Origin of the sequence: Pseudoalteromonas sp. S1609 (assembly GCF_005887255.1) — a bacterium.
Taxonomy (GTDB): Bacteria; Pseudomonadota; Gammaproteobacteria; order Enterobacterales; family Alteromonadaceae; genus Pseudoalteromonas.
In genome coordinates, this window is the sequence record NZ_PNDJ01000001.1 from 96,254 (window position 1) to 119,547 (window position 23,294).

A 23,294-nucleotide genomic window follows, 5' to 3' on the forward strand; every position below is an offset into this window, starting at 1 on the left:
TTATCATCTCAGAGGATTGTTCTGAGTTATCAGTTAAAGGGGATGTATTACAGTCGCTAATAATGGTCGCCTTTGAAAGTTTATATTGTGTGCTATTGTCAACATCATATAAGATTTTTGCTTGGTACCAAAGCTTGATAATAATTAACACTGATCAAATCGTGCAAAGTTTAAGCAAACGCACCGTATCCCCTTTAAATTTATATACAAGTTGGTATGCTACGCGACCTTTTTTAACATATGGTTAGCAAAAAAAGGCAAAGCCAAGGGGCGGCTAATGCTGCAAGGCACTTAGTATAAGTGGCAGCAATAATTACAGGCATCGCGTTATAAAACGTTAGGTGTAACTTTAAATAGCAATATAAAAAACACTATTAGGGTCAAACTATGCGATTAGGACCAGGACTACTCGTCACCGCTGCCTTCATTGGACCAGGGACTATTACCACCGCGAGCGTAGCGGGTGCAAACTTTGGTTTTGCACTAATATGGACGCTACTATTTTCAGTAATTGCCACCATATTATTACAATCTATGGCGGCGCGCCTAGGCGTAGCCACCGGGCAAGACTTAGCACAAGCACTAAGAGCCCATATTGAAACTCCCCTATTTAAATCTCTTGCTATATTTTTAGTGATCAGCGCCATTGGTGTTGGCAGTGCCGCCTACGAGGCTGGTAATTTAAGCGGTGCCAGCATGGGATTAATTGAAATATTCCCTCAGGTAAATGCCCAACTTTGGACACCACTGATTGCATTTTTAAGTGCCGTATTACTGTATAGCGGTAAACACAAAGTTGTTGAAAATGCGCTTATTTTACTAGTGATTTTAATGAGCCTAGTGTTTATCTCTACGCTTGTTATGGCGGCTCCCTCGCTCAGTGACATATTAGCTGGTTTTGTTCCTAGCATGCCAGAGGGCTCAGTTACCACAGTATTAGCATTGGTAGGTACGACCATAGTGCCATATAACTTATTTTTACACTCAGGGGTACTGGCTGCTCGCCATGACAGCAAGAGTGACAAACAAAAAGTAATTAAAGAAACCAATATAGATACGGGCGTGTCTATCACCCTAGGTGGTGTGATCACCTTAGCTATTTTATCAACCGCATCAGTAGCGTTTTATGGCACCGATGCAGGGCAAATAAGTGCTGCCAATATGGCGGTACAACTTGAACCCTTACTAGGTGATGCCGCCCATTACTTTTTTGCTATTGGTTTATTTGCCGCAGGCTTAACCAGCGCTATAACGGCTCCCCTTGCCGGCGCTTACGCCGTATGTGGCATGTTAGGTTGGTCAAATAAAATGGATAACACTCGCTTTAAAAGCGTTGCCATTGTTATTTTATTATTTGGTGCTGCCGTAGCATCTCTGGGTTTAGACCCTGTCGCAGTGATAATTTTTGCACAAGCCGCTAATGGTTTATTATTACCAATTGTAACTGCCTACCTTGTTTGGCTCGTAAATCAACGCTCTGTAATGGGTAAATACACTAACTCAGTACTGGTAAACCTACTTACTTTACCAGTGTTAGTACTTATTTTTGGCTTAAGTGGTTATAAACTTTTTAGTTTGATTTTTTGATATCACTACGCAATTCTTACACACAAAAGCCGCTGTATTTATAGCGGCTTTTTACATTACAGACCAATACGGACTTAAAAACCGTGATGCTCTGCCTTTTGCTTATTTGCCTTAATGAGTTTTGCAAATACATAACCCCCTACTGCACCTGCACATAATTGCGCATAAAACCCCCAGCCTCTTGCACCCGCAATAATAGTAATATTCATAATAGATTCAATAGCAATTAACGCTGTTGCAAACGCTACAATACCCGCAGTTACAAATAATTTTACCCCCTGATTTTTAAGCTTTTTCGCGATAAACCAAGTCACAAAAAATGCAAAACTCAATGCAATGGCTATAATAGCGCCGTAAGTGGGTAGTAATCCGAGCCAATCTTCAAAGGTTAAATTAACACGATCATTAAAGCCCACCACGACACCTACATTAACTAATTGATTGACAACGTATTGGCTATGAAACAAGCTAGCAAGAGTGAATGTAAGTAACCAAGAAACTAAAAATGAAGGGAGTGTACGTGTTAAAAACTGCATGGTTATCTCAACTTAAAATAAAACTTTTTCCTTACACTAGCAAAGGCTTGCAGGGTAAACAATCTCTACGTTGTATTACGCTACTCTCGCTTTTAACGTTTTCTTGTAACGTCAGTGCCGAATTACCAACACAGCAATATACTGCTAGTACCTTAGCAACAGATCTCAATTCACCATGGAGCATGGTTAAGCTCCCAAACGACATCTGGTTAGTTACAGAGCGTGATGGCCATGTTGTTATCATTAAAAACAATCAACAAAGCCGAGTTAAACTAGATTTCGAGGGCTTATACGTTGCAGGGCAAGGTGGTTTACTCGATATAGTACTTTCGCCAAATTACAGTGAATCAAAAGAAATAATATTCACTTATGCCCAAGGTGAGCTTGATGCAAACAGACTCGTTATTGCCAAAGCTAAGTTTGATGGTACGCAATTTTCAACGCCAAAAATTATTTATAAAGTTGCCACCGATAAGGGCACACCGCAGCATTACTCTGGCCGGGCGCTTGTACTGCCCGATAATAGCTTACTGTTTTCAAGTGGTGATGGCTTTGACTACCGCGAGCAAGCACAAGTTATAACCAGCCAATTAGGTAAAGTGCTACGAATTAATTTAAATGGCACTATTCCAAGCGATAACCCGTTTATTAAACATGAAACCCCTACCGCGCATGCCATTTATTCACTCGGGCACCGTAACTTGCAAGGCTTGGTTTATGATTACGATACCAAGCAAATCATTAGCCACGAACACGGCCCCGCAGGCGGTGATGAGCTCAACTATTTAAAGGCTGGCACCAACTACGGCTGGCCAGTAATCACTAACGGCGACGATTATTCACAAGCACGTATTTCGCCCTTTAGAGACTACCCAGGCATGGCTAAACCAACCGTAGATTGGACTCCCTCAATTGCGCCATCAGGCATGGCATATTATGGCTCTAAGCATGCAGCCTTCCCTTCACTGCAACGCCACGTGCTTATTACTACATTGGTCGATAAAAAGCTCTACAGCGTTAATTTAGCAAATGATGAGTTCTCCCAATCACATATTTTCCCAGAGGCTAAAGGCAGGCTCAGAGATGTGTTTGTTACTGCTGAAGGTAATGTAGCGATATTAACCGATGGCAAAAAGGCAAAGCTGATGCTGGTAACGCCAAATTAGTCATTTATTTTAACTTATGAAAATCAAAAAATGACTGAGTTATTTGAATTGGTTGCTCTAATTGGGGGTAATGGCCTACCCCTTTCAATTCAATAATATCTGGATTAATGATTAATTCGCGATAACGTTTAACCATATGACGACCCGAAACAGGGTCGTCCATACCGCAAATTAATCTCATGGGTAAATCTGCTTGTTGTAAAGCGCTCACCCAACGAGCGCGATGTAATTTACGCTCTGTGATGTAATAAATCAGTTTTGCCATAACTGGCTTGCCCTGTTTGTATTCAATTAACTGCCACAATTCGTTTAGCTCTTTTTCAGCAAGTGGTATAGAACATATATTGTCAAAATTACGCTTAAAACTTTTATAGTTCGCAAGTCGCGACACAAATCCGCCAAGTGGACTAAGTAGCAACTTTTGCAGTAATACCGGTTTATGTGTTTCAGGGAATAGCCCACCGTTGAGAAAGCAAACGCTTTGTATTTTTATGGCATATGGCTCATTTAAGTTGCTTCGAGCAAGTAGTTCCTGCGCTACCGTATCACCGTAATCGTGGCTTAAAATATGCGCTGCTTTTACATTAAAAAGCTGTAAAAAATGAGTCAGTAAATCCGCTTGCATGCTAATGGTGTAACGACTATTTTTTGGTTTATCACTAAAACCAAAGCCCAGCATATCGAGGGTAAACACCTTAAAGTGTTGAGTGAGCGCAGCCCATTGATTGTGCCAATCCCAACTTGCGGTTGGGTAACCATGGATCAGTAATAAACACGGCGCGTCCTGTTTGCCTTGCACATGATATCCAATCTCATAACCTTGAAATTTAAACGTCGATTGGCTCTTATGCCACGAAGCTAATGAGTCAGTGATTATTGTAGTGTTGCTAATGACATTCATGACAATTTCTCCGCTTTAATAGGGGTTATAAACACATAAATTAAGTAACTACCTTAATTGAGGGTTCAAGTTGTATCACTTAAATAAGTAATAAAAATATACATAAGTCGATTATTTGCGGGTAGCCATTTCCATGACTAATATCATTTAAGATAGGACGACAATAACTAAATTAAGGAGTCAAAGTGAAAATATTGTCCGTTGACGATAACCCTCAAAATAGAAACATCATGGAAATTGCGCTTTCTAAGCAACACGATATTGCTTCATCTGATGGAACCGAGCCAATATTAGCACTAATGGAACAGCACCAGCCACAAGTCGTCTTAATGGATATTTTACTTAGTAATGGCCTTACTGGTTATGATTTAGTTGAACAAATAACTCAATCCGGTGAATACGATGATTGCGAAATTATATTTATATCCGCTTTAACATCAAGTGAAGACAAACTCACAGCATATGGGTATGGCGGCGATGATTATATTGCCAAGCCAGTAGACTTTAAGGAACTTAACGAAAAATTAAAGCGTGTTGAACTGCGTATTACAGAGCGAAATAATCTAAAAGAAATGTACGATGTTGCCTCTACAACTGCTTTTACGTCAATGCAACAAGCAAGTGAACTCGGAGAGTTAGTCTCGTTCTTTACTGACAACCTTGACGTAACCGATTTAGATGCATTATTTGCTAACGTACAGCAGTACTTTACCAATGCAGGCGCTAGCTGCTGTGTAGAGTTTAGGGTAGCAAACCAATATCACCAATTTCCAAAACAAACTATTTCTGAACTGGAAAAAGAAATTCTTGAACTAGGCAGAAGAGCAAAACGAATAGTGCCATTTAGCTCTAACCTATTATTTAACGCGCCTGCTTGCTCAATACTTGTAAAAGGAATAAATGCAAAAGACGAAGGCTTACTTGGACGGCTTCGAGATAATTTTGCTATTTTACTTACTATTATAGAAAGCCGAATGGAATTTATTGAGCAGCAATTAGAAAAAGCGACGATACGTCAACAAGCTTTAAACACCCTCAAAAGCCAACTCGCTGATGATTTTAGTACCATAAAAAAACTATGCTCAGAGCAAGATAAGCAAGTAAAAATACTCGTTAATGACTTATCTCAAGCTATACAATCAAAAATGATCACTCTAGGTTTAGATGAAGAGCAAGAGTCGGAGCTAGTCGGTTTAGTTGACGAAACGAAAGAAATTGTTGAGGAAACCTTAGTCCTGTCTTTTACACTAGAAGAAAAATTACAAGCCATAACAAAACGCTTAAAAGCAGTTGAATAATATAAGTACAATGTATAGACCAAGCTCGACAGAACCATAGAACTCTGTTGGGTGGCGCCTTCGGCTTAACCAACCTACCTTTAGACGTAGGTCGGATAAGTGGCTTTAATTACTCACCACCTGCTAACGGCTCTCTTGTTGTCAGTGTATCAGTACCAAAATCTAACACTGCTTGGTATTTTCTAAAAAATGGAGAGCCTAATAACCCATGTATTATTTTGTCACCACCAGCTACCTGAACATGGTCTAGGTTAAGTGAAACAAACTCTGTATTTTCATACAACTGCCCTGCTAATTCAAATTTTAAAACGTCTATTAAGCCCATTTCGTGGTCGGCTGTACCTAAGCCTGCGGCATTTTCTTCACTTAGTTTCTCTTGTATTCCAAGCTTTTTAATACATGCCCTATCTAAAACAGATGCACCCGCCGCTGTATCTAAAATTAAATTTACTTTATGTCCGTTGATCTCAGCCTGAATAATTTGATGACCAGTTTCTGTTACTTCAAATTTCAAACTTATGGTTTTGACTAATTCCATGAATGTTCCTTATTCTATATTTAGGTTAATTATCAGACACTATATTACAAACACTTATGAAACAACCCACCTTATAAATAAGTAAACAAATGGCTTTTCACCAACGCCTATATCGTAATTATAATATGCTAAAAATAACCCCCAAAAACGCACAAAACTTATATTGGCAAAGCAATATTAATTCACAAAGAGGATAACAGGCGCTGCGCTTTTAGAGGAAAATAACGGCTTAAATCAAGCCGCTTTGAAGAATTCAAGCTCTGATGTCTGAAGTCAAGATTTGACCCCTTTGGTACTCTTTTATAGTATCTGTAGTGCCCTGAACAAGCCTCTATGAATACATATCCGCTCGTTCATGTTAAGTCTGGACTCTTTATTGTTATACCTGAAAATGAAATGACTAGATTGTCTAGGTGCATTTCCTATTACACTAAACATAAATAGCATTTCTAAAATAAACTGAGGATCCCTTTTAGGGATATTTCCTGACTTTACTTCCTTGAAATATAATTCTTTAAACTCGTTAGGCCACATGGTTTGTTTTCTAGATTTGGTAAACAAATTTAGAATTAACTTGATTTCTGGGATTGCACCATGGATTTCATCTTCCATTTCAGTTCTGAGATAATTAGAGAAACCTTTACTTGATAGCTTTACAATATCTGGGTTAGCTTTGCCTTTATTTTTTTCAATTGCTAATTCTGCACAAATTTGTAAATACCTAACATAGTCTCGAGGCCTGTTTTGTGTTTGCCGTGTTATATATTCAAAGACAGAGGCAGATTTTTGATCTCTATTTCCATACTTAATTCGACCACCTTCAAATACTTGTCCCCAAGCTTGAGAAAACTCTAAACCTTCAGAGTCTTCGTCCAGAGCACGACTGATCCTAAATGCTAATAAATTCTTTAAACTCCCAGCATTCCAATCTAGATCAATTTTATAATCAGTCCATTTACCTTTGTCAGGGTCTTGTAATATATCGTAAATATCATCACGTAAGAAAACGATTGGAAAGACATTGCTATGTCTAAAGATAGAGCGGACATCTTGTACTGCTTTAAATAAACTAGTGAGAAGTTCGGTATATTTTTTATGGCTTTCAGCAACTAGCATATCTTTGTAGTCCTCATCTAGCTCATCAAATAATATTAAATATTTTTCATCACCAATTTTTGTTTTAATGAATTTTTCAAGAATCTCTACTCTTTTACTAATATCTAAGGGGGCATCATCTTTTTTTTCTTTATTTCCACCAACCCCAAAACCTGTTCCTAATACCTTTAAATCGAATTTAAACCCTGTCCATTTTGATATCGCTGACGGTAGAGCACTTTCTAAATCATGATCAAATAAAGAGCTTAATTTTTCTTTAGACTCCAAATCTAAGTTTTCGTTTGTTGAGAGTAATTTACAAATGGTTGAATAAATTAAGTACTTCCATAGAGTTATGTACTGATTCGGACTCGTATAGCCAGAGTCAGTAATTTCATATAGCGAATTAAATGGAAAATTTTTAAATGTTAGTTTTTGCGCGAAAACATCAAAATCAGAAATTTCGGATAAATACTCACTTATTGCTGTTTTACCCGTTCCTTTTCGTCCAATGACATAAGATTTTTTTCCTTTACTCAAACGATCAACAATTTTGGTGTAATAGAAATATCTATGACTATTTTCAAGTTTTGCTTCAAGTTTCCAATCTTCTATTTCTTCTAATAATTCTATTGTCATAATTATTCCAATTTATATACGACCAAATTTTGATAGAGTGCTAACGCTTTGCTAAGCGGCAATAAAATAGTTGGCTAAAATTAGCGAGGAACGAGCAAAAGCCAACTGTTTTTTGTCCGTTTAAGCAACTTGTTAGCAATTTTTACATCGTTCTGTGAAACTCTCTTGCATCCTCCCCTAGAGAGAACATTCTCAATGCTACAGCTTCTTTATCTTTATATATTGCTTGCAACCGTGCTTCAGTAAACGCTTTAAAAATAATAGTTTCCTTATCAAGTAGCTCTATTTCAAAAGCTGGGTCATCTAAATATTGATAAAAAAGTTTGCCATTTTCTTGAAAAACTTTTCGCTCACCATATGTGCCTATAATTATGTCGATATCTTTCTGGCTAGGCTGGTATTGATTCGATTTAGCTTTTACAAGCGGATAGACCCATTGATGCAAACTAAAGTTGCTACTCTTATTATTGATTAAGACGTTAAGCACCTCTGCATAAGCAACATTTAGCGCATTGCCACTGCTTGTTTCAATATTTGGTTTTACACCTTTCCTTTCCCAATTATCTTTTGTTCGAGGGTCAACAGGTCGTGTAGATGGTAAAGTGAGAATATAATCGTTATTGACTATTTCTGCACTTCTACCATGAGCGGCACCAGCAGTTACCTCTCCAACGATGGTTGCTCTAGTCAAACTTTGCATAGCATAGCTAAAACCTTCTGCAGCGGATGCAGAATTTCTGCTGGTGAGAATATAGAGTGGAGTATCTTTAAACCTAGGACCCGGTACATATGGCGACGTCCAATTTTGCGTTTGAGTTAACACACCGTTTTCACGTTGTTCAAAGGTTGATAAATGGACGGTATCTAAGTCAAAAAAGTAACTTGCTAAGGAAGTTACCATAAATGGGCTACCACCAAAATTGCTCCTTAAATCAATAATGATACCATCGGCATACTGTAAAAATTTCATCGCATTTTCAAGCGTCTCACCACCTAAATGACTGTCAGAGAACATTCTTATGTCGAGGTAACCAATATTTCCATCAAGCATTTCAACTTTTTTAAAACCATAGTTATCTGTCGGAGTCTCCATGGCTCGACTATCCGAAAACGCTTTAGTTTGTGCTGATGAACGGTATGTTTTCAGTTCATTTACCCATTGTGGGTCATAAACGACAGAGAGGTGTTTATCATTAGCAATTTTGTTTAATTCTAAAGTCATAAAATCAGCTATATCTTCAGCTGATTCTAGGCGACTACAATCAGAGAGAAATAGCTTGGAGCGCATTAACTTAGATAGCTTTGTTGCCGTATTTTGAATTACGTAATTATCTTCAAGTTTCTTAGCAATAATTTCTGACGCATCACGACAATCTGCCGCAGCAACAGAATTACATAAAACTAATGAGCCAATGGCGAGGGATTTTAGTGTTTTATTATTCATATTCTTCCTGAAATTTTATTATTGTTTTTTAATAACGTCCGAACACACCAAAAGGGGTTAAAAGATTTTCTACATGCCAAATTAAATTGCTAACGCCGCGCTAAGCGGACTAAAATTGTGGGTTATAATGTGTAGCGAAGCGAAACCTAACCCACTGTTTTAGTTGATCTTCACCCGATAAAGTGGACACCGTCCACGCTTCAATTAACTGCCAATTCAAACTCGGCAGGTGATTTATATCCTAAACTCGAATGCAATCTCTGTCTATTGTAAAAATAATTTAGGTAAACCTTTAATTTTGATAATAGTTTACCGCTGCTCTCAAATTTATTTCCTCGAATTAAATCTGCTTTAAGCGAATGAAAGAACGACTCGACTTCTGCGTTGTCAGTACAGCACCCAGGCCTATTCATACTGGCTTTGATGTTTTTGCTAGCCAAATACTTTTGTACAACGTGAGCACGGTATTCTGCGCCTCGGTCAGTGTGAAATAATACACTCTCTGTTGGCTGTCGTTTCTTTATCGCAAGCCTTAGCGCCTTTAACGTAAGGTCTGTTGTTTTGTTTTTACCAAACGCCCAGCCGATTACTCGACGTGAATATAAGTCGATAACCACAGCAAGGTAATGCCAACGAGCGCCGACTTTTAAATACGTAATATCGCCAGACCATTGCTGATTGATCCCCGTGGCCTTTTCACTATCTTTGCGTTTGTTTTCTATCTCTTTATAAAAGAACTTCACCTTCGCCGGTTTGCTGTAAGTCTTAAGGGCTCTGGCTCTTAAACCGTTTTCTCGCATTAAGCGGGCAACACGTTTTTGGCTTGTGTTTATACCTTCTTTTTTTAGCGCATGAAATACGCGTGGGCTACCATAGGTTTGATGATTTACATTGAAAACGTGCTTTATCTTCAACAACATATTAGCATCTGACAGCGCTCTAGCTGACACTGTTCTGTCACGCCAAGCATAAAACCCACTACGCGAAACATTAAGCCAAGAACACAAGTATTTTACACCTAAGGCTTGTCCGAATTTTTGGATGAATCCAAATCGTTCTGATGTACTTCCGCCAGATACCGTTGCCACTTTTTTAGCAGGTCATTCTCCTGCTTAAGACGCTCATTTTCTTTCTTAAGCTTTTGAATGTTATCCAGCTCTTTTTTTGTTGGGAATTTACTCATTGTTTCATTGTTGCTTTGATAGCGCGGTACGTTTTTAAACTTACCTTCTCGATACTCTTTTCGCCAACGACTAAGCATTAACGGATGAATATCTAGCGCCTCAGCAACGTCCTTTGACATGACATCGTCTCGTAAGCTTAGTTCGACTGCTTTGATTTTAAAATTAACTGGGTAAAACCATGTCTTTCTAGGTTGGGTATATCTAGGCATTTTAGCCTCCTCAAAGTGATGAGGAGGTGTCCACTAAAACGGGTGAGGAGCATTGTCCGTTTGAAGGTCTTGTTATATGCCGTATTATGCTAAGATATCAACCTTCCCATTTAACTGTTTACCGTCAAGATCTTTAAATTTACTTAAAACACCTGATAAAAAGTCAGTATTCTCACCAATGCTTTTTTTAAAATCTATAGATTTTTCAACTTGCCCAATTAAGTCTACTTTGATTTTACCTATTTTTTCGGGATCATTATTATATTGTTCAAGTACATTTAATGGTATAAATGGCACTACATCAAGTAAAGCACTTTCCCCTGATTTAATTAATGTATTAATTTCATCAATTGATATGTTTCTCATATCAATCTTTGTAGGTTGTGAATTATTTTGGTTTATGTTTTTTTCTACAGCAATAGATTCAGTCGGCATTTTATTGCCGCTAGCTGCTGTCGTAATGGAATAGTTTTGCCCTACATTTAAAATATTCATATTAATTCCTCATGTATTAATAGATATTTGATATTAATGCAAAAGGTGCACCATGTTAGATATTATACTAATGCCTATTTTAGGCATATAACGCCGCAAATAAACGGCAAAAATTAGTTGGCTATAGTTTGTGAGGCACGAACAAAGCCAACTGGTTTTTGTCCGCCCTTTTTAATTTGCCTTGTTATGTGTACTTTAGCTCTATAATTTCCAGAGCTTCAACTTTAAGGCTAACAGCTTTATTTTTTGCATCTGTTACTTGAGCACAAGATTCAGGATCATCAGAGTCAAACCATTCGAGGTGAGTCATAACCTCCATTGCGTTAGCTAACACAACATTTTCTGTTTCGTCCTCATAAACGATGCAAATAAATAGGATATTCTGGAGTGTTTTCCAATGCTCAATTGTCCTTGTACACATAACGCAAAGCTTAGCGGCGAGCGGATGCGAGTCCACAGCCTGCCGCAAAGCGGTGTATTTAAGGCTGTATTGCTACAGCGTTTTGTTACGTGAGTTCCTCGTTAATTTTTGAAGTGAGGACATGGTCTTCCCATTTATCGTTAATTCGCAGGTATTTTCTTGCAAGACCTTCTTTCTCAAAACCTAACGAATCTAACAGGTTGCCACTTCGTTCATTTGCGGGCATGTAAGTAGCCATAACTCTATTTAGCCCTTCGACAGAGAACATATGCTCAATTGTACTATTAAGTATTTCCTTCATTAGGCCTTTTCCCTCACTGGCTTTAGCAATCGAATAGCCTAAGAAGCAAGCCAAGAATGGTCCTCTAGCTAAACCCGTGAAATTACTTACACCTACGACTTTAGAGGTTTCTTTACAAATGGCCGAAAACTGAAAAGAATTTCCAGCTTTAAATTCATCTTGAGCTACTTTTAGCTGCTTTCTAAAATTTTGAACAGTGAAATAACCCTGCTCCCTTTTTGGCTGCCACTTATCTAAGTGCTCCCAATTCTCGAAGTAGTACTCAAGTAAGAGGTCAGCTTCAGATTCTTCTAATACTTTAATAAATGTTCTACTAGTTTCAATCAATTGCGACCACTCTCTATTTCACGTAACAATTTAATATCGACCCTAAGGGTCGTTTTTTACCCAACATTGGATCTGTAGTATCTTATCTATATTAATAACAAAATATCTTTTATTATTCTATATCAAATATATAACTAATTAACATTTTACTAGGAACCGACAAAAACAACCCATCGGGTCGATTTCTTGACTATAGGGGCATCCAAACTATAACTGTATATATATACAGTTATAGTTTTAGGGTATTTATGAAAACACAATCACCATTTTTGAATTACATTTCTGACTATATGTTAGTTAGACAATACTCACTTAGGACCATTAATACCTATTTAAAGTGGATTGCTTCTTATATTCATTTTCATAAAAAAAGACATCCTGCTTCAATGGGAAATAACGAAGTTGTCAGCTATTTGGACTACCTTGTGTTAACAAAAAACGTAGCGCCTAAAACTCAAGCCACTGCTTTAAATGCATTAGTTTTTTTATATAAACACATTATTAAAAACGAGTTATGTTTAGACTTAACTTTTATCAGAAGCAAGCGTCAGCCCAAGTTACCCATAGTGATGACGCCAGAAGAAGTTAAAGTGCTCATGTCGCATTTAAGTAAACGTTACTATCTTATTGCTGGGCTAATGTACGGTAGTGGACTAAGAGTGATGGAGGCTGTTCAGCTAAGGGTTCAAGATATTGACTTTGATTATAAGAGTATTCGAATATGGAATGGTAAAGGCAATAAAAACAGGATTGTGACGCTTGCCACTGAGTTAATCCCTTTACTTAGAAATCAGATCGCACAGGTTGATGAATACTTACAATTAGACTCACACAATGAGCAATATGCTGGCGTTTGGATGCCTCATGCACTTGCAAAGAAATATCCAGCTGCTAATACGTCTTTAGGCTGGCAATATTTATTTCCGTCTCATCAATTAAGTACCGATCCTGAAACTGGAGAAATAAGACGGCACCATTTTCACCAAACAGGCGTTCGCAAGGCGATTAAAAAGGCTGTAAGAATGGCAAAGTTAACCAAACTTATCACGCCACATACTTTACGCCACTCCTTTGCAACTCACTTACTACAAAGCGGAGCTGACATAAGGACCGTACAATCTCAGTTGGGTCACTCGGACGTTAAAACAACACAAATTTATACGCATGTTTTACAACAAGGTGCTAATGGCGTAATTAGTCCTTTTTCTAGGTTATAAAGCTGGTTAGAAAAGTACAAATTGGTCCTTATCAAAAATAAACGCGCTAAAGCACGCCCTTGTATCTACAGGTGAGCAGAAACTTTAATCTCACAGCTCGCTAACTTGCTAACTGAACCCTGGTCAACAAAAAAACCGCTGTTCGTTAAAACAGCGGCTTTCTTTCTTAAAGCTTATAGCTAAAAAATGACAGCTAGTACCTTAAGCTTTACCAATCACTTCAAGTCCACCCATGTATGGGCGTAATACTTCTGGTACTACTACTGAGCCGTCGGCTTGTTGGTAGTTTTCTAGTATGGCTACAAGTGTACGCCCTACCGCTAAACCCGAGCCGTTTAGTGTGTGTAAAAGCTCTGGTTTTTTAGCGCCTTCACGACGAAAACGTGCTTGCATACGGCGTGCTTGGAAATCAACCATGTTTGAACAAGACGAAATTTCGCGGTACGTGTCTTGCGCTGGTAACCATACTTCTAAATCGTAGGTTTTAGCTGCGCCGAAGCCCATATCGCCCATACATAAAATCACTTTACGGTATGGCAATTCAAGCGCTTGTAAAATTTGCTCTGCATGGCCTGTTAGCTCTTCAAGCGCTTGCATTGAATCTTCTGGTTTTACAAGCTGAACTAGTTCAACTTTATCAAACTGGTGCTGACGGATTAAACCGCGTGTATCGCGACCGTAGCTGCCTGCTTCACTTCTAAAACATGGCGTGTGCGCTGTTAAGCGAATTGGTAAATCGCTTTCTTCGTAAATTTCATCACGTGCGCTGTTTGTAAGCGGTACTTCTGCCGTAGGAATAAGGCTAAAGCCAGCTTGCTGCTCGCCATCATCGTTCACTAGGCCTAATGTGTGGAATAAATCACCCGCAAACTTAGGTAATTGGCTGGTGCCGTAAAGACTTGCACTATTAACTAAGTACGGTACATACATTTCTGTGTAGCCGTTTGTGTCTGTGTGGGTATCTAGCATGTATTGGGTAAGTGCTCGGTGCATACGTGCTACTTGGCCGCGCATTACGGTAAAACGTGCGCCACTAATTTTAACGCCCATTTCAAAGTCTAAGCCGTTTAGGTCTTGCCCTACATCAACATGGTCTTTAACTTCAAAATCGTAATTTTTAGGGGTGCCCCACGTTAAAATTTCTACATTGTCGTCTTCGTCAGCGCCTTCTGGTACCGACTCGTCAGGTAAGTTTGGAATTGCTAAGGCAATTTGTTTAATTGCTTCTAACACTTCATCTTGCTCAGCTTTAGCCGCATCTAATTCGCTGCCTAAGTTAGCAACTGCGTCTAGCAATGGCTGTGCGTCTTCGCCTTTTGCTTTTGCTTGACCAATGGCTTTCGCACTGGCGTTACGTTGACTTTGAAGTTCTTGCGTTTTTACTTGTAATGTTTTGCGTTTTTCTTCAAGTTCAGTCACTACCGCTACATCTAGTTCATAACCACGTGCGGCTAAACGTGCTGCAGTTTGTTCGACATCTTGACGTAAATATTTAGAATCTAACATGTTAGTTTTTTAACCTTTTTGCATTACTAGCTGAAGGCCCAGCCAAGCCATAAAAATACACACCATCACGTTTAAGATGATATTGAGGGCCATTTTAATAAAGTGACCTTGTTGTAATAACAACAACGAATCCATTGAGAATGTTGAAAAGGTGGTTAACGCACCTAAAAAGCCAATTCCGATGAGGGTTTTAGCGGGACTAACGGCAATAACCTGCTTATCGATTAAACCGTACAAAATGCCCATCAACAATGAACCCAGAATATTAACCGTCAACGTACCAAAAGGGAATCCCCTACCGAGGAGTTTTAGCATGGTTTCGCTAATAAAAAACCGTAAACAAGCTCCTGAGGCTCCGCCAAGGGCGATCATCATGTAAAGTTTAATCATGCTCATAACGTTTTACTGGGCTTTGTGCGTCGCGCTCTTTTAAATAATCGAGCTTTTGTTTAATTTTTTGCTCAAGTCCACGATCACTTGGCTGGTAGTATTGTTTGCCATCCATTTCTGGCGGTAGGTATTTTTCGCCAGCAGCAAATGCGCCTTCTTCGTTATGCGCATATCGATACTCTGCGCCGTACCCTAAATCTTTCATTAAATTAGTGGGGGCATTGCGTAAATGCTCTGGCACCGGGTAGCTTGGCTGATTTTTAGCATCGTCTTTAGCTTGGTTAAACGCCATATAAACCGCATTGCTTTTAGGCGCACTAGCCAAGTATAAGGTGGCCTGTGCAATTGCACGCTCACCTTCACTGGGGCCAACTCGTTGGAATATATCCCATGCGTTTAAAGCCACTTCCATAGCCCGCGGATCGGCATTGCCAATGTCTTCGGTGGCAATCGCTAATAAGCGCCTTGCAACATACAGCGGGTCGCCGCCACCGGCTAATATTCTGCAGTACCAATAAAGCGCGCCATCGGGCGAACTGCCTCGCACTGATTTATGAAACGCCGAAATTAAATCGTAAAATTCATCGCCGCCTTTATCGTATTTGGCTAAATGCGTAGGGAGTACTTGGCTGAGTACCTGTTCGTCAACATGAAATTGGCCGTTTTGCTCAGTGGTTAAATCGACTGCTTGCTCGAGTAAATTAAGCACTTTACGAGCATCGCCACCACTTGCTTGGCATAGCGCCTGTTTGGCGTTATCTGCAATCACGATGTGTTTTTGGCTTAATTGCTCATCTTGTTTAAGTGCACGCTCTATTACTGTGTATAAATCGCTTTCCTGCAAGGATTTTAAAACATACACCCTTGCACGAGACAAAATCGCATTGTTAAGTGCAAAAGAGGGGTTTTCGGTGGTGGCGCCTACAAATATAAAAGTGCCATCTTCAATGTGGGGTAAAAAGGCGTCTTGCTGAGATTTATTAAAGCGGTGTACTTCATCAACAAACATTAAAGTACGCTGGCCGCGGCTTTGTAAGTTATCGCGCGCTTGGGTTACGCTATCGCGAATATCTTTTACGCCCGCCGTTACAGCCGACATTTGAATTAGTTCAGCATCGGCATGGTTAGCAATAATTTGCGCTAGCGTAGTTTTACCTACCCCCGGCGGGCCCCATAAAATTAAACTATGACAACGCCCTGCAACAATGGCTTGATGCAGCGGTTTGTCGCTACTTAGTAAATGCTGTTGCCCTATGTAATCGTTAAGCGATAAAGGGCGCATACGCGCAGCGAGTGGGCGTACATCGGGCCCAAAGTTAAAACCTAAATTACTCACCGTTACTCTGATCGTCTATTTCTACACCCGCTGGCGGGGTAAATTCAAAAGTTGTTTTATCAAGCTCAGTATTAACCTGTGCATTGCTAAATGTAAACGCAGATAGCTGGCCTGAGTTATCTTTAACCACCAGTTTTGCAAGCCCCTGTTCGTTATCAGCAAAAGTAATATCAAGCTGCTCTACTTGGCTTTCTACGCCTTTATTTGGGGTAATGCTAAAGCCTAAGTTAGTAGCGAGCACGCTGTATTTTTCCCATTGCGCAGGGTCTTTAGAGGTGAGCAATATAAACGGTGTAGAGTCAATTAAACCGCTGGTTTTCATGATGGTTACTTGCTCAGCAAAGCTATCAAAGTAATAGGTTTTATCGCCGTTTGACACAAATAACGTGTCGTCTGGGTTAGTTTGCTGCCAGCGAATCATCAATGGCTGTTGCAGCGCAATATTACCTTGGCCTTGCATTACCAGTTGGCCTTCACCGTCGGTTACGTTTTGTTTAAATTGTGCTTTAAAGCTTTTTAACGTTGATAACTTATCTTGTAATGCTTGGCTGTCGTCAGCAAAGCTGGGCATAGCCACTAAACTGCCCAATACTAATAATAAACTACTTATTTTTTTCATTAATTTGCTCCATTAGGTACTAATACATCGCGTGCGCCGTTATGTCCTGGTGCACTCACGATACCTGATGTTTCCATTTGTTCTACTAAACGTGCAGCACGGTTATAGCCTACACGTAATTTACGTTGCACTGATGATACCGAGACTTTGCCGGTTTCTATTACAAAGGCAACCGCTTCGTCGTATAACGGATCTGACTCTTCATCGCCATTTTCGCTGGCTTCACCTGGTAATAAAATATCTTCAGTGGCATCGCCATTTAAAATTTCGTCTATGTAATTTGGTTTAGCGCGGGCTTTCCAATCGTTTACCACGGCATGTACTTCATGGTCGTCTACAAACGCGCCATGCACACGCTCTGGCACACTGGTGCCTGGCGGTAAATAAAGCATGTCACCCATGCCTAATAAGTTTTCTGCGCCTTGTTGATCAAGTATGGTGCGCGAATCTATTTTACTTGATACCTGAAACGCCATCCGTGTAGGTATATTCGCTTTAATTAAACCGGTTATTACATCAACCGACGGACGCTGCGTTGCTAAAATTAAATGAATACCCGCAGCACGCGCTTTTTGCGCAATACGAGCAATTAATTCTTCAACTTTTTTACCAACAATCATCATCATGTCGGCAAATTCGTCAATAACCACCACAATGCTAGGTAACTTATCTAGCTCATCTGGGCCCTCTTTCATGCCATCGGTGTCTTTAAATAATGGATCCATTATTGGGTAGCCCGCTTCTTTGGCTTCCATTACTTTTTGGTTGTACCCTTTTAAGTTACGCACACCTAAAGCCGACATCAGCTTATAGCGGCGTTCCATTTCACCCACACACCAGCGCAGTGCGTTGGCCGCTTCTTTCATGTCGGTCACAACCTCACATAATAAATGCGGAATGCCTTCGTATACTGAAAGTTCAAGCATTTTCGGGTCAATCATGATCATACGAACATCTTCAGGGCCCGATTTATACAGTAAGCTTAATATCATTACATTAACGCCCACTGACTTACCTGAACCCGTTGTACCGGCCACTAATAAATGTGGCATTTTACCTAAGTCGGCACACACAGGTTGCCCTGCAATGTCTTTACCTAGCACCATGGTTAACGGCGATGGGTTTTGCTCAAACTTAGGTGCGTTTATCACTTCTGACAAACGTACAATTTCACGGTATTTATTAGGCAGCTCAATACCGATATAGGTTTTACCCGGAATAACTTCAACCACGCGCACACTAATTGCCGATAGCGAGCGCGCTAAATCTTTTGACAGCCCAGTAATTTTAGACACCTTAATACCCGGTGCTAAATCAAGCTCAAAACGAGTAACAACGGGCCCGGGGTAAACTCCAACCACGGTAGCTTGCACGTTAAAATCGAGTAATTTTGTTTCTACAAGGCGCGATACACTATCAAGCTCTTCTTGCGAAATTGGGTTTTTAGCTTTGTCTGGTCTGTCGAGTAAATCCAGTGATGGCAATGGCCCCGGAGGTGGCTCTTGCTCTAATAATTGCTCAAACTTCTCTTTGGCAGTTGGCGGCGGTTGAAACCCTGATTTTGGCTTGTTAATTGGCCTTGCTGGTGAAACCACTGTTGTGGCTGGTTTTTCAGATTCAACCACTGGGCTTTGGTCCAGCGCATTAAGCGCCGCTTCAGTGTCCATAGGTTCATCGTCTATGGCGCTAAAGCTAATTTCTTGATCGAGTATTTGGTCAAGCTCGTCAAACGGCATAAATTCGTCGTCTTGAGGGGCATTAACCTTAGTTGCGGGTTTATCGATTGCTTTGGGTTTGTCTGCTGTTTTACTAGCAAATTCAGGTTCTTGTTGGCGTGTGTCGTCTTCAAAATAGGCATCGGGTTGCTCGTCTTGAACTTTACCTGCAATGCGTTCGCGTTGCATCCAACCGCGAGCATAGGTAACCAAAAAGCGGTATAACCTAACAATTAAATCACCCAAGTAATCAACAAATTGTACCCACGACACACCCGTTAATAGGGTTAATCCTGCAAAAAAGAAACACAGCAGTAAAATAGAGGTACCGGTAAAATTAAACGCAGGCATCATCGCCGATGCAATCACATCGCCCACTACCCCACCGGATGAAAAATTATAAATATCGTCAAAATTAATACTGCTGATAGCGGTGGCTGAGGTAATAAACAGCGCAAAGCCAATAATACGTAATCCAAGTGTGGTGTAATCGAGTTGCAAAATACGGTGTGGCTGCTTAAACACTAAATAGCCAAGCAGTTGAATAGCCGCTGGCACAAAATAGGCAAGCCAACCAAAGGTAAGAAGTAAAATGTCGGCCACCCACGCGCCCGCCGTACCTGTGATATTTTGTACATTGGTAAACTCACCCGTTTGCGACCAAGCAGGATCGGCAGGATGAAAACTAATTAAAGCACATAAAATAAATACCGCTGCAAAGGTGCTGACGATCAGCCCCGTTTCTAATAGTCTTTGTACACCGTTTAGGCGCATAATTACCTATCCCTCATTATTATTTTTTACACTCACTTGGCAATAGAATACCTTAGCAGGAAATGTATTTTGATGCACTTTATCTTAACCATGATGGCCTGATTATGAACAAGTTTTTATTATTTAGTCGTACACTCATTAAAAAAGCAAAGTTGGCTGCAACGATAAAAGTATATTAAAGGCTGTTACTTTATCATTAAGCAACAAAAGGACGAATAACAACGCCTTCTTCACCTTTTACTTCTTCCATCACTACGTAGGTACGACTTTCACTCACATTGGGCAGCTTTAATAATATATCACCGAGTACCCCTCGGTATTCTGACATATCGTTAACCCGGGTTTTTAATAAAAAGTCGAAATTACCAGAAACCAAATGACATTCTATAATTTCCTCGTGCTTTCTAACAGCAGCACTAAACTCTTCAAACACGTCGGGCGATGTTTTAGTAATGGTTACTTCCACATACACAGAAAGCCCTTGACCAAGTTTGGCAGGATCCACCACTGCTTTGTAGCCTAAAATATACCCTTCTCGTTCAAGCTTTTTCACTCGCTCTAGACAGGGCGTGGCGCTTAGGCCAACTCGTCGGGCCAGTTCAACATTTGACAGGCGGCCATCAAGTTGTAATTCGACTAAAATTTTGCGATCAATACGGTCTAATAAGTTATGCATGGCTTTTTAGTTTTTTATTCTAATAAAATTAATTTTACAGATACTAACACTACAAAGAGCTTAAAAAAAGGTGAGACACACTACCCTAGCATGAATATAATAGTGGAAAATTTTTATCCCGTTCTAACAAGGCAAAATTATGATTATTGGTGTACCTAAAGAAATTAAAAACCACGAGTACCGTGTAGGTATGGTTCCTGCGAGTGTTCGCGAACTTGTAAATCACGGCCACCAAGTGATTGTTGAAACGAATGCTGGTATGGGCATTGGTTTTACAAATGATGATTATGTTCAAGCAGGCGCTGAAATTTTAGAAACAGCTGCTGACGTTTTTGCAAAAGCAGAAATGATCATCAAGGTAAAAGAGCCACAAGCTGTTGAGCGTGCAATGTTACGTGAAGACCAAATTCTTTTCACTTACCTTCACCTTGCACCGGATCTTCCTCAAACTGAAGACCTTGTTAAAAGTAAAGCAATCTGTATTGCTTATGAAACAGTAACTGATTCACGCGGTGGTTTACCACTTTTAGCGCCAATGAGTGAAGTTGCTGGCCGTATGTCTATTCAAGCAGGTGCACAAGCGCTAGAAAAAGCTAACCACGGTCGTGGTATGTTACTAGGTGGTGTACCCGGTGTTGAGCCAGCTAAAGTTGTTGTTATTGGTGGCGGCATGGTTGGTCGTAGCGCTGCACAAATGGCGGTTGGCTTAGGTGCTGAGGTTGTTGTACTTGACCGTAACATCGACGTACTACGTGCACTAGACGCACAGTTTGGTAACAAAGTTAAAGCTATTTACTCAACAGCTGATGCGCTTGAAAAGCACGTATTAGAAGCTGACCTAGTAATTGGTGGCGTGCTTATCCCAGGTGCTGCTGCACCTAAACTAGTGACTGCTGAACACATTAAAGCAATGAAGCCAGGTGCTGCTATTGTTGATGTTGCGATTGACCAAGGTGGTTGTATTGCAACCTCTAAAGCAACTACGCACGCTGATCCTACTTTCATCGTTGATGAAGTTGTTCACTACTGTGTTGCTAACATGCCTGGTGCTGTTCCACGTACATCGACGTTTGCACTTAATAATGCAACATTACCGTTCATCATTAACCTTGCAAACAAAGGTTACAAAAAGGCTCTACTAGATGACGCTCACTTCTTAAAAGGCTTAAACGTACTTAAAGGCCAAGTAACTTACAAAGAAGTAGCTGAAGCGTTCAACATGGAATATGTTGACCCACGCACTGCAGTAGAAAACGCGTAACTATTATTGTTACCGCTTATACCTAAGCCATCATTTAGGTATAAGCATTAAAAAAGCAGCTAATTAGCTGCTTTTTTTGTGTCTAAATCTTAGAGTCTGCGGTCAACAGACCCAAGTGTTATATAAATCGTTTAATAATAAAATCGACTTTTACGCGCTTAGCTTGACCAAGTAGCTTTTTCACTGGCTGCGGGTAATCGCTCATGGTTTCTAAATCATCAGGGCCGGTTAAACGACGACAATGTTTTAAAATTTCTTGGCGTTCATTATCAATATCGCGCATTATCGTTTGCTCAGGGTCTTCTATCAGAATACCATTTTCGATATCTAGCCCCCATGCACGCGGATTTAAATTATGCCCGCTAAGTAAATGCACTTTACGGTCACAACAAATCCCTTTTAAATGAAACGAGTTACTCTCGTGTTTCCACAGGTATACGTTTAAGTTGCCATTATCTATGTGGCGTTTTTGCGATTTTACAAACTTGTGCAAAATAGTTTCGTATAAATAAGGCAGTGCACCAATTTTACTAAATGGCTCGCTAGGTGGCAGGTAAAAATCGTTTGCGGTTTTATCGCCCACCACAATAGTAACCTGCTTACCTTGCTTTAATAAGCGACGTAAAGAGCGCATTAAAGGAGCCGGGAAATTAAAATACGGCGTGTATAACACCAATTCTTGCTCGGTGGTATCAAATAACGCTTTAATTAAGCGATTGAGCTCGTTATTACGACGGCCTAAACCCAAAAACAAACGAATGCCCATTGCATGAGTATTCAATTGTTGCGCACTTTTATAGCTTGCCGATTTAAGCTCACGCATAAGTTGCTTTTGTTCAAGTTTAAAGTCAGCCATGCGTTTAAGCGGTCGTTGATCAATTCTTGGAACCGCTTCAGAGCTCAATAAGGTTGATTCGATAAAATCGACTACTGAGTCACATAACTCGCTTTGCGAGACTAAAAAGTATCGATCAAGTCGGTATCGGTCGCTATATTGCAAATACACATTATTTAAACTGGCACCGCTGTAGAGCAATGTGTCGTCTATAACAAAGCCTTTTAAATGCAATACCCCAAACAGTTCTTTGGCTTTTACAGGGACACCATACACTTGAACGTTTGAATTAAATTTTTCTAAGCTGTCGCAATATAAGCTTGCATTGCCCTCTGACTTTTCTGCACCAATTAAACCACGCTGTGCGCGATGAAAATCAACCAGTACTTTTATTTCAAGCGAAGGGTTAGCTAACGATGCACTGTGTAGTGCGGCTAATATTTCACGACCCGCTTCATCATCTTGTAAGTAAAGTGTGGTGATATAAATTCGTTTTTTTGCGTTGGCAATTAAATCTAACAATTGCGTACGGTATTCTTGCGCATTGGTTAAGACGTTAACGTCTTTTGAAGTCAACCCAAATGCGGGTTTCTCTTGCCAAAATAACATAGTTGCCTATTCACTTAGGTCACATAATTAAGCAGTGACAAATCAAAATTAGTTAAAAGATAACAAAAAAAATCAGGCTGGTCATGAATTAACGTTGTTTTATTGGCTAACAGTCTATTTATTAGGCGGGCGCTACCTTTAATGCATTTACTAGTACACATTAATGAACAGCTTTGTAATTTGCGAAAAAAAATAATCTCATCTTTTATTTACTT

General features: G+C 39.9%; 21 protein-coding genes. 5 read left to right on the forward strand and 16 right to left on the reverse strand.

Features of this window, described 5'->3' with window-relative positions; all coding sequences use genetic code 11:
- The first annotated feature begins 387 nt into the window (after positions 1-387).
- A complete protein-coding gene (locus CWB76_RS00415; RefSeq protein ID WP_138604897.1) occupies positions 388-1,587 on the forward strand; it encodes an Nramp family divalent metal transporter in 1,200 nt (399 codons plus the stop codon).
- A 74-nt stretch (positions 1,588-1,661) separates the two neighbouring features.
- Here the strand turns inward: CWB76_RS00415 and CWB76_RS00420 are convergent, their stop codons facing one another.
- Positions 1,662-2,123, reverse strand: a complete 462-nt coding sequence (locus CWB76_RS00420) for a hypothetical protein (RefSeq protein ID WP_138604898.1) — start codon at positions 2,121-2,123, stop codon at positions 1,662-1,664.
- Here CWB76_RS00420 and CWB76_RS00425 point away from each other — a divergent pair.
- Entirely contained in the window at positions 2,108-3,289 is a 1,182-nt protein-coding gene (locus tag CWB76_RS00425; RefSeq protein ID WP_138604899.1) for a PQQ-dependent sugar dehydrogenase, read from the forward strand. The two genes, CWB76_RS00420 and CWB76_RS00425, sit on opposite strands and share 16 nt — an antisense overlap.
- A gap of 4 nt (positions 3,290-3,293) precedes the next feature.
- On the opposite strand, the gene CWB76_RS00430 is transcribed toward CWB76_RS00425, so the two are convergent.
- Positions 3,294-4,190 (reverse strand): alpha/beta fold hydrolase, encoded by an 897-nt coding sequence (locus CWB76_RS00430; protein ID WP_138604900.1) that lies wholly within the window; start codon positions 4,188-4,190, stop codon positions 3,294-3,296.
- 185 nt (positions 4,191-4,375) lie between these two features.
- On the opposite strand from CWB76_RS00430, the gene CWB76_RS00435 reads away from it, so the two are divergent.
- Positions 4,376-5,488: a response regulator gene (locus tag CWB76_RS00435; RefSeq protein ID WP_249363143.1), complete on the forward strand. Its 1,113-nt coding sequence runs from the start codon at positions 4,376-4,378 to the stop codon at positions 5,486-5,488.
- A gap of 109 nt (positions 5,489-5,597) precedes the next feature.
- On the opposite strand, the gene CWB76_RS00440 is transcribed toward CWB76_RS00435, so the two are convergent.
- The 7 genes from CWB76_RS00440 to CWB76_RS00470 form a co-directional block, all read right to left on the reverse strand.
- Positions 5,598-6,026, reverse strand: coding sequence for an aspartyl protease family protein (locus CWB76_RS00440; RefSeq protein WP_138604901.1), 429 nt, complete (start codon positions 6,024-6,026; stop codon positions 5,598-5,600).
- Between the two features lie 300 nt (positions 6,027-6,326).
- Entirely contained in the window at positions 6,327-7,760 is a 1,434-nt protein-coding gene (locus CWB76_RS00445; protein WP_249363144.1) for a P-loop ATPase, Sll1717 family, read from the reverse strand.
- A gap of 142 nt (positions 7,761-7,902) precedes the next feature.
- Positions 7,903-9,204: a S41 family peptidase gene (locus CWB76_RS00450; RefSeq protein ID WP_138604902.1), complete on the reverse strand. Its 1,302-nt coding sequence runs from the start codon at positions 9,202-9,204 to the stop codon at positions 7,903-7,905.
- Between the two features lie 200 nt (positions 9,205-9,404).
- Positions 9,405-10,597, reverse strand: a protein-coding gene (locus tag CWB76_RS00455) for an IS3 family transposase (protein WP_138604903.1) whose coding sequence is annotated in 2 segments (ribosomal slippage) — positions 9,405-10,289 and positions 10,292-10,597 — 1,191 coding nt in all. Because the reading frame shifts where the segments join, the coding sequence is not laid out codon by codon here.
- A gap of 84 nt (positions 10,598-10,681) precedes the next feature.
- The gene (locus tag CWB76_RS00460; RefSeq protein ID WP_007991288.1) at positions 10,682-11,092 is read right to left on the reverse strand and encodes a hypothetical protein; all 411 of its coding nucleotides are present in this window, start codon (positions 11,090-11,092) and stop codon (positions 10,682-10,684) included.
- 184 nt (positions 11,093-11,276) lie between these two features.
- On the reverse strand, positions 11,277-11,402 hold the full coding sequence (locus tag CWB76_RS20435; protein ID WP_283235050.1) for a hypothetical protein: 126 nt from the start codon (positions 11,400-11,402) through the stop codon (positions 11,277-11,279).
- 196 nt (positions 11,403-11,598) lie between these two features.
- On the reverse strand, positions 11,599-12,141 hold the full coding sequence (locus tag CWB76_RS00470; protein ID WP_138604904.1) for a GNAT family N-acetyltransferase: 543 nt from the start codon (positions 12,139-12,141) through the stop codon (positions 11,599-11,601).
- A 248-nt stretch (positions 12,142-12,389) separates the two neighbouring features.
- Here CWB76_RS00470 and CWB76_RS00475 point away from each other — a divergent pair, with 248 nt between their 5' ends.
- Entirely contained in the window at positions 12,390-13,358 is a 969-nt protein-coding gene (locus CWB76_RS00475) for an integron integrase (RefSeq protein WP_138604905.1), read from the forward strand.
- 201 nt (positions 13,359-13,559) lie between these two features.
- Here CWB76_RS00475 and serS read toward each other — a convergent pair whose 3' ends face one another.
- The 6 genes from serS to lrp form a co-directional block, all read right to left on the reverse strand.
- Positions 13,560-14,864 (reverse strand): serine--tRNA ligase, encoded by a 1,305-nt coding sequence (serS, locus tag CWB76_RS00480; RefSeq protein ID WP_138604906.1) that lies wholly within the window; start codon positions 14,862-14,864, stop codon positions 13,560-13,562.
- 9 nt (positions 14,865-14,873) lie between these two features.
- Entirely contained in the window at positions 14,874-15,254 is a 381-nt protein-coding gene (gene crcB / locus CWB76_RS00485; RefSeq protein WP_010389726.1) for a fluoride efflux transporter CrcB, read from the reverse strand.
- Positions 15,247-16,590 (reverse strand): replication-associated recombination protein A, encoded by a 1,344-nt coding sequence (locus CWB76_RS00490; RefSeq protein WP_138604907.1) that lies wholly within the window; start codon positions 16,588-16,590, stop codon positions 15,247-15,249. The genes crcB and CWB76_RS00490 overlap by 8 nt, the downstream gene beginning before the upstream one ends.
- Complete coding sequence (gene lolA / locus CWB76_RS00495; RefSeq protein ID WP_138604908.1) at positions 16,583-17,209, reverse strand: outer membrane lipoprotein periplasmic chaperone LolA; 627 nt, start codon at positions 17,207-17,209, stop codon at positions 16,583-16,585. The genes CWB76_RS00490 and lolA overlap by 8 nt, the downstream gene beginning before the upstream one ends.
- A complete protein-coding gene (locus tag CWB76_RS00500) occupies positions 17,209-19,698 on the reverse strand; it encodes a DNA translocase FtsK (protein ID WP_138604909.1) in 2,490 nt (829 codons plus the stop codon). Before CWB76_RS00500 ends, lolA begins: the two co-directional genes overlap by 1 nt.
- A 196-nt stretch (positions 19,699-19,894) precedes the next feature.
- Positions 19,895-20,374: a leucine-responsive transcriptional regulator Lrp gene (gene lrp, locus CWB76_RS00505; protein ID WP_008110073.1), complete on the reverse strand. Its 480-nt coding sequence runs from the start codon at positions 20,372-20,374 to the stop codon at positions 19,895-19,897.
- Between the two features lie 139 nt (positions 20,375-20,513).
- Here lrp and ald point away from each other — a divergent pair, with 139 nt between their 5' ends.
- Positions 20,514-21,635, forward strand: coding sequence for an alanine dehydrogenase (ald, locus tag CWB76_RS00510; RefSeq protein WP_054200757.1), 1,122 nt, complete (start codon positions 20,514-20,516; stop codon positions 21,633-21,635).
- Between the two features lie 118 nt (positions 21,636-21,753).
- Here the strand turns inward: ald and pssA are convergent, their stop codons facing one another.
- Positions 21,754-23,079 carry a CDP-diacylglycerol--serine O-phosphatidyltransferase gene (pssA, locus tag CWB76_RS00515; RefSeq protein WP_055011831.1) on the reverse strand — a complete coding sequence of 442 codons (1,326 nt, stop codon included), beginning with the start codon at positions 23,077-23,079 and terminating at the stop codon, positions 21,754-21,756.
- Positions 23,080-23,294 lie beyond the last annotated feature (215 nt).

Coding starts and splice junctions, on each gene's coding strand:
- CWB76_RS00415 (WP_138604897.1), top strand. CDS start 388: ATGCGATTAGGACCAGGACTACTCGTCACCGCTGCCTTCATTGGACCA.
- CWB76_RS00420 (WP_138604898.1), bottom strand. CDS start 2,123: ATGCAGTTTTTAACACGTACACTCCCTTCATTTTTAGTTTCTTGGTTA.
- CWB76_RS00430 (WP_138604900.1), bottom strand. CDS start 4,190: ATGAATGTCATTAGCAACACTACAATAATCACTGACTCATTAGCTTCG.
- CWB76_RS00440 (WP_138604901.1), bottom strand. CDS start 6,026: ATGGAATTAGTCAAAACCATAAGTTTGAAATTTGAAGTAACAGAAACT.
- CWB76_RS00445 (WP_249363144.1), bottom strand. CDS start 7,760: ATGACAATAGAATTATTAGAAGAAATAGAAGATTGGAAACTTGAAGCA.
- CWB76_RS00450 (WP_138604902.1), bottom strand. CDS start 9,204: ATGAATAATAAAACACTAAAATCCCTCGCCATTGGCTCATTAGTTTTA.
- CWB76_RS00460 (WP_007991288.1), bottom strand. CDS start 11,092: ATGAATATTTTAAATGTAGGGCAAAACTATTCCATTACGACAGCAGCT.
- CWB76_RS20435 (WP_283235050.1), bottom strand. CDS start 11,402: ATGACTCACCTCGAATGGTTTGACTCTGATGATCCTGAATCTTGTGCT.
- CWB76_RS00475 (WP_138604905.1), top strand. CDS start 12,390: ATGAAAACACAATCACCATTTTTGAATTACATTTCTGACTATATGTTA.
- serS (WP_138604906.1), bottom strand. CDS start 14,864: ATGTTAGATTCTAAATATTTACGTCAAGATGTCGAACAAACTGCAGCA.
- crcB (WP_010389726.1), bottom strand. CDS start 15,254: ATGATTAAACTTTACATGATGATCGCCCTTGGCGGAGCCTCAGGAGCT.
- lolA (WP_138604908.1), bottom strand. CDS start 17,209: ATGAAAAAAATAAGTAGTTTATTATTAGTATTGGGCAGTTTAGTGGCT.
- CWB76_RS00500 (WP_138604909.1), bottom strand. CDS start 19,698: ATGCGCCTAAACGGTGTACAAAGACTATTAGAAACGGGGCTGATCGTC.
- lrp (WP_008110073.1), bottom strand. CDS start 20,374: ATGCATAACTTATTAGACCGTATTGATCGCAAAATTTTAGTCGAATTA.
- ald (WP_054200757.1), top strand. CDS start 20,514: ATGATTATTGGTGTACCTAAAGAAATTAAAAACCACGAGTACCGTGTA.
- pssA (WP_055011831.1), bottom strand. CDS start 23,079: ATGTTATTTTGGCAAGAGAAACCCGCATTTGGGTTGACTTCAAAAGAC.